At 66.1% G+C, this 7,557-nt stretch carries 9 protein-coding genes and 2 pseudogenes; 3 read left to right on the top strand and 8 right to left on the bottom strand.

What is annotated here, in order from left to right; genetic code table 11:
- The first annotated feature begins 13 nt into the window (after positions 1-13).
- A complete protein-coding gene (locus Mco01_RS38475) occupies positions 14-136 on the top strand; it encodes an RICIN domain-containing protein (protein WP_275410695.1) in 123 nt (40 codons plus the stop codon).
- An 87-nt stretch (positions 137-223) separates the two neighbouring features.
- Here the strand turns inward: Mco01_RS38475 and Mco01_RS38470 are convergent, their stop codons facing one another.
- Together Mco01_RS38470 and Mco01_RS38465 are read right to left on the bottom strand one after the other, a co-directional pair.
- Positions 224-511 (bottom strand): hypothetical protein, encoded by a 288-nt coding sequence (locus tag Mco01_RS38470; RefSeq protein ID WP_204061755.1) that lies wholly within the window; start codon positions 509-511, stop codon positions 224-226.
- Between the two features lie 119 nt (positions 512-630).
- On the bottom strand, positions 631-1,116 hold the full coding sequence (locus Mco01_RS38465; RefSeq protein ID WP_204061754.1) for a hypothetical protein: 486 nt from the start codon (positions 1,114-1,116) through the stop codon (positions 631-633).
- A 673-nt stretch (positions 1,117-1,789) separates the two neighbouring features.
- Between Mco01_RS38465 and Mco01_RS38460 the strand changes: the two genes are divergently transcribed.
- Positions 1,790-2,071: a DUF8825 domain-containing protein gene (locus Mco01_RS38460; protein ID WP_204061753.1), complete on the top strand. Its 282-nt coding sequence runs from the start codon at positions 1,790-1,792 to the stop codon at positions 2,069-2,071.
- Positions 2,072-2,195: 124 nt separating this feature from the next.
- On the opposite strand, the gene Mco01_RS38455 is transcribed toward Mco01_RS38460, so the two are convergent.
- From Mco01_RS38455 to Mco01_RS38435, 6 genes and pseudogenes are all read right to left on the bottom strand, one after another.
- Positions 2,196-2,600, bottom strand: a complete 405-nt coding sequence (locus Mco01_RS38455; RefSeq protein WP_204061752.1) for a hypothetical protein — start codon at positions 2,598-2,600, stop codon at positions 2,196-2,198.
- Between the two features lie 306 nt (positions 2,601-2,906).
- A complete protein-coding gene (locus Mco01_RS38450; protein ID WP_204061751.1) occupies positions 2,907-3,083 on the bottom strand; it encodes a transposase in 177 nt (58 codons plus the stop codon).
- 113 nt (positions 3,084-3,196) lie between these two features.
- Positions 3,197-4,135, bottom strand: a complete 939-nt coding sequence (locus Mco01_RS38445; RefSeq protein WP_239104238.1) for an ImmA/IrrE family metallo-endopeptidase — start codon at positions 4,133-4,135, stop codon at positions 3,197-3,199.
- Between the two features lie 6 nt (positions 4,136-4,141).
- Positions 4,142-4,315 (bottom strand): annotated as a pseudogene (locus tag Mco01_RS40435) (helix-turn-helix domain-containing protein); the annotation flags it as partial.
- Positions 4,293-4,922 carry a hypothetical protein gene (locus Mco01_RS38440; protein WP_204061749.1) on the bottom strand — a complete coding sequence of 210 codons (630 nt, stop codon included), beginning with the start codon at positions 4,920-4,922 and terminating at the stop codon, positions 4,293-4,295. The gene Mco01_RS38440 and the pseudogene Mco01_RS40435, both read right to left, overlap by 23 nt.
- Positions 4,923-5,091: 169 nt before the next feature.
- On the bottom strand, positions 5,092-5,424 hold the full coding sequence (locus Mco01_RS38435) for a hypothetical protein (RefSeq protein ID WP_204061748.1): 333 nt from the start codon (positions 5,422-5,424) through the stop codon (positions 5,092-5,094).
- A 1,075-nt stretch (positions 5,425-6,499) separates the two neighbouring features.
- Here Mco01_RS38435 and Mco01_RS38430 point away from each other — a divergent pair.
- A pseudogene (locus tag Mco01_RS38430) lies at positions 6,500-7,292 on the top strand (IS5 family transposase).
- Positions 7,293-7,557: the final 265 nt, after the last annotated feature.

Genomic DNA, 7,557 nt, shown 5'->3' with positions numbered 1-7,557 from the left:
TTCCAACGGCACCATCACCGGTGTGCAGTCCGGGCTGTGCCTCGACGCCAACGCGGCTGGCACCGCCAACGGCACCAAACTCATCCTCTGGGCCTGCAATGGCGGAAACAACCAGAAGTGGACCCTGCGCAGCTGATTCCAATGTAGTGCCTCGAAGAGGAGCAGAGGGCGACGCCCGCCTTCCCTGGGCGAGGGAGGGCGGGCGTCCTGTGCTGCTCCGAGGTCAGTACGCGCGCTTCCAGTGCCAGCGGCCGTCGCTGCTGTAGTAGCTGCACTTGTACCGCCGCTTGGTGACCTTGGCGTACCCGTACTTCCCGTGCGCGGCCGCCGGGCAGTAGGCGCCCGGGGTGATGCAGTTCCAGTGGTTGCCCACCCGCTTGTAGCAGCTCGCCGCCGCGGTGGTCGAGCTGGCGGCCGAGAGCGAGACGGCGCCGGCCGGGGCTGCGCCGACGGCGGGGGCGACGAGAGCGGACGCAATGAGCGCGCCCGACACGAGGAGACGACGGAGCACGTGCTCTCCCTAGAGCTGGGGATTTTGGCTCATAGGAGACGGGCCGACCCCACCGGCGGTTCACCCGGTGGTGGCCCTGTGATCCCAAGAAGCAGTGCCGCGCCGCCCACCTCCACGCGTCATGCGAAGGGCGTCGGGGAGGGCGGGACCGCCCATGGCGACCGGGCCACCGGCGGCCGGACGGGCGCTCGTGCCGGGGAGTCGGCGTGCTGTCGTGCCGGGAAGGCCGCGAGCCACCATGCCCGGGATGCCGGACCTGATGGCCGTGCCGGGACCGCGGTCCCGGCGGGCAGGGTCTCGATGGTCGCGGCGGGCATGCTCTTGGCGCCGCCGCGCCTGCGGGGCGTCCGGTCGGCCCGGGCGTCGGGAGCGGCGCCCTCGCCCGTTGGGAACCCGTCGGCCCGATGCTCGCCGGCCTGGAACTCGCCGGGATCCTCGTCCGTCCACCGTGCACGGATGTGATCGTCCGCTCGCCACGTGACCGCGTCCTCGAACGGGTCCGCCTGCGGGGTGGTCGCGGCCAGCCTGTCGCCGCTCCACGAGCGCAGCAGGGCGCAGCCGAAGATCGCCACCCAGAGGAGGACGCCCCCCAGTACGGGAACCAAGATCGTGCCTGAGCCTATCGCCGCGCCGTAGTGCATCATGGGCTGTTCTTCTCTCTCCGGGGAGGACGCTCCGCACCAGACGGGCGAGCCGGGGCGACATCCGACGACCTACTCCACAATCGTCAGACATCGGCGCAGAATCGGTAAGGCCGCGGGTTTCCTGGGACGCCCTACCCTAGGCGTAATACAGCCACCCAAAACCGGCATATAACAGGCATATGGTGTGGCAACGGACCGCCAACGACTCCTTGGAGACTTTCTCCGCGGCGGAGACCCCGAAGGCGGAGTGGTTCGAGGCACGGCTCGCGCTTAGGCGGGCCGCGAGGGAAGAGTGACGACCTCGACGAGGTCGGCCAGGTCGACGTGCCGGGCGAGCTCGCGCACCGTGGCGCAGTACGCGACGTGATAGCCAAGGTGCCGCACGCGGAGAGCTGCCGGCCGTTGAGCACGACGGCGTCGATCTCCCAACCGTCGACCCCGACCCACCGTGACATCAGCAGAATAGAAAACGCAGGTCAAGGGTGGTGAGCTGCCCTGGCGCTCCAGGCCGTTGCGCCGCTCGTCCATGTGTTCGGCCTCTTCGACATCCGCACGAGCGCTTGTCGGGGTGGCGGTCGCCTCGTGCGTCGGCGGCCGCCGTAGGATCGCCCGCGGAACGACGGAGGGGGCGCACATGGCCGAGTACGAATTCCCAAGCGACCTGGTCGAGGCCCAGAGGACGTTCTTGGAGGCCGACGCCCGGCTGGCGGAGATCAACGCCCGGATGCCGCGCTCCACGGCCATCGTCGCCGGCGAAGCGTCCATCCCCGACGACCTCCGTCGTGACCACGCCGAGGTGTGGGCCCAGCGCGACGGCACCCTGGATGTCCTGTACGGCCACTCCTGGTGGATGGAAACCCCGAACACGGAGTGGCACGCCGCCCGGATGGCGCTCAGGAAGGCCGCTCAGGCCTGAGACGACAAGTCGTCAGCTCTCGCCGCCAGGGGCCCGCACCACGCGTCCTTCAGGACCTTCACGGCCTTCCGCAGGGGTGTCTCTCGTGGCTCCGTAGCTCAGCCCGGGCGATGGTGAGGCGGCCTCAGTTCTTCCCCTCCGTGTTGATGCGGAAGAGGGGGATCAGTACGACGGCGAGGCACAGGAGGACGATGCTGGCGCCGCTACCGAAGAAGGTCCAGGCGTTGCGCCAGTGGCTTCCCAGCGCGCCGAGGGCGAGGATCTCGCCGATGAGAAACACCACGGCGATGGCGAGCTCAGTGATCACCCACCGGTCCTGGACGCGCTCGTTCCTCTGCCATTGCCGCCACACCTGCACTTCGCTCTGCGGAGTTTCTTGCGTGATGGGGTAGGGGTACCTCACCCGAGGCTGCAGCTCGTCGAGCTTACGGTCGTACCACCGGATCATCAGCCCTACCTCGACGGTCAGGGCGATGAGCAGCGTCGGAAGGACCTGCGCGACGGTGGCGTAGAACGCTTCGGATCCCATAAACAATTCTTCGTGGGCACTCGCGCGATTGTTTCTGCCCCAGGTCCGGCGAGGGCACGCACGTCGATAGCCACCACGCGGTGTGGGAGGGCATCCCGCAATTCCGCACCGCCGCGGAGTCGCGACGCCACCAACCGGCTCCCCAACGTCATCATCCGGGTGTCACGCGGTGCGGCCTCTGTGGTCCCAGGAATCGTGGCTCAGAGCCCGGCCTGCCCCCTTCCTGGCAGGCCGGGAAATCACAGCCTGCCAGGCCGCACGGAAGCCGCACGGGTGATCGAAATGCTGGGACGCCAGCTCGTACGGCTACCGCCGGAGAGTGACAACCTCCACGAGGTCGGCGAGGTCGACGTGCCGGGCGACATCGCGCACCGAGGCGCAGTAGGCGACGTGGTAGCCGAGATGGCGCACGCGTAGGAGCTGGCGGCCGTTGAGCACGACGGCGTCGATCTCCCAACCGTCGCCGCCGACCCACCGTGACATGGGGTCGATGGTAGAAGCGGGCAGGTCAAGGCAGGGCAAGTGGTTCGCGCCGGACAGGCGAACGCCCGCTCCCCCTAAGAGGAGCGGGCGTCTTTGGTCGAGTGTTGTGGCCTTTAGCGGGGCCGGAACTGCCGCACCGCGCCGACGGGTGCAGCAACTCGTTCCGGGGGCCGCTCTGGTGTAGGGGCGATCGACCGCAGCACCGCCGGCGGGATCGCGAGCTCCTCACCCGCAGGCACGTAAGGACGAGGCCCGAACCGGCGAGTCAAGAGGCGCCACAGCAGGAGAGGGTGCTCCCTGCCCACCTCTACCGGCTCGTTCTTGCGCCACTGCCTCTGATTCAACTGCACGTACAGCGACCGCTTTCGGGTGTCGCCGATGTTGCCGACTGCAGAGCCTCGCATGATCAGCGCCTGTATGGAGACCCCCCATACAGCCTTCAGGCGGGCATAGTCGTTCAACGAGAGCTGTTCGGTTAGTTCTTCTTTCGCACGGACGCGGGGCACGAGTAGAGCGCCGGCGAACCGGTGAGCTTCGCTTTCCGGGTCCTCGGCTCGAGGCCGGAAGGTGTGCAAGATCAGATGACCGAGTTCATGCCCTAGTGTGAACCGATCGCGGTCGCCGGAACCCGGGAAGTAGCAGATCAGTGCTGTGGCGCCGATGCCTCCCCAGTACGATGCGCCGAAATGTTTCGCTGTGGGTGTGTTCACCTCTCCGTCCACGTCAGTCAGCATGAGAGGTGCGACAGCCACGCCGGCCCGTTCCAGTGCGCGGGTCAGGTGCGGGATGGGTTTGTCGGGAGCAAGGCCGAGCGCCTCGCGTGCTGCCGATGCGAACTCGTCGATTTCGTCTTGAGTTAGGTGATCAGCCGTTGCGAATGGCAGCGGCGGAGGTGGGTAATTTTCCCGGTCGAGCATGTCCTCGGTGACTCGATAACTCTCTCCGTAGAAGGCATGAATGCGCTTGGTGGTCTTCTTGCTGGCCGAGGCCATCTTGCGGAATCGCAGTGAGTCCAGCGGGACGGTGCGGGGCTGCACGTAGAAGAACTTCATTGGCGTGCCTGTGACGGCGGAGATGGCCTCCAGGCCATCCTCGGTGGCCCGGCGAGAGCCGGTCTCCACCTGGGAGACCCAGCTCTGCGGGACACCAGCCATCTTCTCGAGTTGGTCTTGAGTCAGTCCGAGTAGCTCGCGGAGGGTGCGCAGACGCTCACCCGGAGATGCCGCCAGCATCCTCCACACCACCCTCCTCGGCTGGGATCTGGAGCTCGAGGTCGTCATCGGTGGGGATGAACTGGAGCGTCGCTAGGTCCTCAGCGGTCTTCGGCAGGGCGAAGTCGAGGTCGGTCTTCTCCTTGCTGCCGAACTTCCATGCGCCGATGGTGCGCACGACTCGGAAGGACGGCGCACCGGTCTTGGGAGCGATCCTCCACAGGACGAGGAGCCGGTCATTCGGCGGCCCCCACAGCGGCCCTTGCTGGATGAGGGGGATGTTTGCGTAGAAGGCGCGGCGCTCACCGTTGGTGCCAGGGGGCGGGACCTGCTCGTCCGAGAGGCCATGCAGGATGCGAATCCGATAGTTGTTGTCTGTGAGCCAGAGCTCGCCGTTCATGCCGTGGTTGCCGTACAGGGACCAGGGCCCCAGCTTCTTAGTGCTGAGTTCGAAATGGGCGAGACCCCGGATCGTATGGGTGTGGAGCCACTTGTAGATCGGAAGGTCCAACATGGGCAGTCGGGCCCGCCGCTCGGCCTCCGCCGTGGTGAAGGCGTCGTGGAGTGGCTCGCAGAGAGGCAGCATCGCGTCGCGGACCCGCTCCGCCTCTTCCTCAACCTTAATCATGCCCGTGATTTTATCACGCATGATCTTTAGGTTGACAAGAGGTAGCCCTGGTGAATTTCGAACGGCCGTACGACCGACTCGGCGCGTTCCGTCCGTATGGAGCCCCCTTCGTCCGCAGCGGTCCACGAAGAAGGCGGAGATGAGGCGCCCTCGCTAGGCTCGAGCAGAGCTAGATCGGCCCGGCCGTCTGGCGCTGCTGCTCATCCCACCACTCGTCGGGGACGGTCCGGAGCGCGGCCGGGGAGTAGATCACTTCGGTGTGGTAGGTGCGCAGCAGGTCGGCCGAGCGCCAGAGGATCATCGCGTGCCAGGTGCCGCCGACCCGGGACCAGGAGTAGAGCATCGCCGGCGCCCAGGCGCCGTCGTCCGCGAGGACCTCGACCGGCCGCGGCGGCTGCACCGGGATGTAGGTGTCGACCCGGTACGGGGTGCCGGGGACGCGGGCGAGCATCGGCCGGCGGTCGCGGTGCCACCAGGTGCACATACCGGGCGCGGGAACCATCCCTACAGTATCGAACATAGATTCGTCTCGGGATGAGGGTTGAAGAGGGATGCGTAAAGCTCTTGACCTTGAGGATCGCAATGGCGGCCGCTTTCCCCCCGGCCTGCGACCGCATGCCAGCCACGCGCGTAGTGCGAGTACCGCTCCATGCCAGATGATTTTGTAAGGAGTGTCTTAGGGGCCATGCGGCCGTGTGCTGGCCACGGCAATGACATGTTCCAGGAGGCCGAGGCCGCGTGAATAACGCGAGGGGCGCCCTCCATAGGACGCCCCTCGCCGTGCTACTCGATCAACTTGTGTAGCTGTGCGCTGGCGTTACCGCAGGCAGCTGCGCCGGCGAGGATGGCCAGGTAGATGTTGTCGAGCCCCTTATACGTCAGGAAGCCCACGACGAGTCCGACGAGGAACGCGACGACCCAGATGAGAGTGAATCGCTGGCCGACCAGAGGCCGCTCTCCGGAGATCGGCGGTGGGGTTGTCTCCGGGGTCGGGGGGCTTGGCTGCGGGGTCGGTGGGGGTATTGATCCTTTTTCTGTATTGTGTCTCTTTTTTCGCGGCATTGCCTGTTATCCTTCTGTGAGCTCGAAGAACCAGGCAATCGACGACGTTTGTCGCAATCAGCTGTGCCGTGCCGATCTAAGAGACATTGGTGGAGCTGTCTCGTTGGACTTGAGATCATCTGTCCATCGACACGTCTTCTCACAGCAATCAACTAACGTGATGCTAGACTGAAGAGCACCTGGTCAGTCATCTAGCAACCCGGACTACGACTCGGTTCGACTGCTGGTCTCATGACTGATCTCCAGTCCTCCCGCTAGGGAGGTCTGCAAGCCCCGATTCCCACGCGGCTACGTGGAGGGTCGGGGCTTCAACTTGTGGGCGTTTTGCCCGAGTTGCCAACTGCTGTCTGTCTGGCCCCCTTCTTTGTCGGCTAGTGCCGTATTGATCGCGGCTACGTTACCTCCCATTATGCGGGCCCAAGGAACGAATCCCACATCGCGATAGGCTAACTGACCTGCTCTTTAGACCGTGTCTTGTTTGGGTGTTGATCGTTTGAATTGTCGTGACGACGTTCCTGGATCGACTGGTCCCTGATGAGTTGTGGGAGCTGTTCCAGAGGGTGGTTCCGCCGTCGCCGACGCGTCCGCAGGGCGGCGGGCGGCGGCGGGCCGATGACCGCCTGATCCTGGCAGCGATCATCTTCGTGGCCACCACGGGGTGCACCTGGCGGCAGTTGCCGCCGGTCTTCGGGGCGTCCTGGCAGACGGTGCATCGCCGTTTCGCGGAGTGGAGCGCCGCCCGGGTGTGGGCGAAGCTGTACCGGATTCTGCTGGACGAGCTGGGCTCGCGTGGCGAGCTGGACTGGTCGCGGTGCGCGATCGACTCCGTCAGCGTGCGAGCGGCAAAAGGGGGGACCTGACAGCTCGGAATCGGCTCGATCGCGGCAAGAGTGGCTCGAAGATCCACATGATCATCGAGCGGAGTGGTCTGCCGATCTCTGTCGGGATCGGCGCGGCCAACACCCACGACAGCCAAGCTTTGGAGCCGCTGGTGCGCGGTATCCCGCCGATCCGCTCCCGCCGCGGGCCCGCCGCCGACGGCCGGCAAAGCTCCACGGCGACAAGGGTTATGACTATCCCCACCTGCGCGCCTTCCTCCGCGGTCGGGGCATCGTCCCGCGCCTCGCCCGCCGCGGGATCGAGTCCAGCCAACGCCTGGGCCGGCACCGCTGGGTCGTGGAGCGGACCGTCTCCTGGCTGGCCGGCTGCCGCCGCCTGCACCGCCGCTACGAACGCCGGGCCGACCATTTCGCGTCCTTCGTTGCCATCGCCGCCGCCCTCGTTTGCTACCGCCGACTGGCCAAATGAGACGACGTCTTAATGCAAACGAGTAACGAAAAGGTTGGAAAACCATAACTTCTTCCGGCCTGGGACGCGGACCAGAGGGTGTGTTCACGAGAAATGGAGGCGTTCTCGTCGCCGTGAGCCCAGAAGATGTGGTTCGCCTCGCCTGATGAGGTCCGCAGACGGCTGGAGGCCGTCGATTACCTCGCCGACGACGCGACGGCGACATCGGTGTTCCTGACTGGGGGCGCTCGGGAAGCTGCTGCTGACCGAACAGAGAACCCCGCCG

The sequence above is a fragment of the Microbispora corallina genome, assembly GCF_016863035.1.
Classification (GTDB): Bacteria; Actinomycetota; Actinomycetes; order Streptosporangiales; family Streptosporangiaceae; genus Microbispora; species Microbispora corallina.
The sequence above is the reverse complement of the archived record's forward strand: the minus strand, read 5'-3'. Positions and strand labels throughout refer to the sequence as shown.

What these genes read in the sequence shown, in the direction of transcription:
- Mco01_RS38460 (WP_204061753.1), top strand. Translation starts at nt 1,790, where the DNA reads ATGGCCGAGTACGAATTCCCAAGCGACCTGGTCGAGGCCCAGAGGACG.
- Mco01_RS38455 (WP_204061752.1), bottom strand. Translation starts at nt 2,600, where the DNA reads ATGGGATCCGAAGCGTTCTACGCCACCGTCGCGCAGGTCCTTCCGACG.
- Mco01_RS38450 (WP_204061751.1), bottom strand. Translation starts at nt 3,083, where the DNA reads ATGTCACGGTGGGTCGGCGGCGACGGTTGGGAGATCGACGCCGTCGTG.
- Mco01_RS38445 (WP_239104238.1), bottom strand. Translation starts at nt 4,135, where the DNA reads ATGAAGTTCTTCTACGTGCAGCCCCGCACCGTCCCGCTGGACTCACTG.
- Mco01_RS38440 (WP_204061749.1), bottom strand. Translation starts at nt 4,922, where the DNA reads ATGATTAAGGTTGAGGAAGAGGCGGAGCGGGTCCGCGACGCGATGCTG.
- Mco01_RS38435 (WP_204061748.1), bottom strand. Translation starts at nt 5,424, where the DNA reads ATGGTTCCCGCGCCCGGTATGTGCACCTGGTGGCACCGCGACCGCCGG.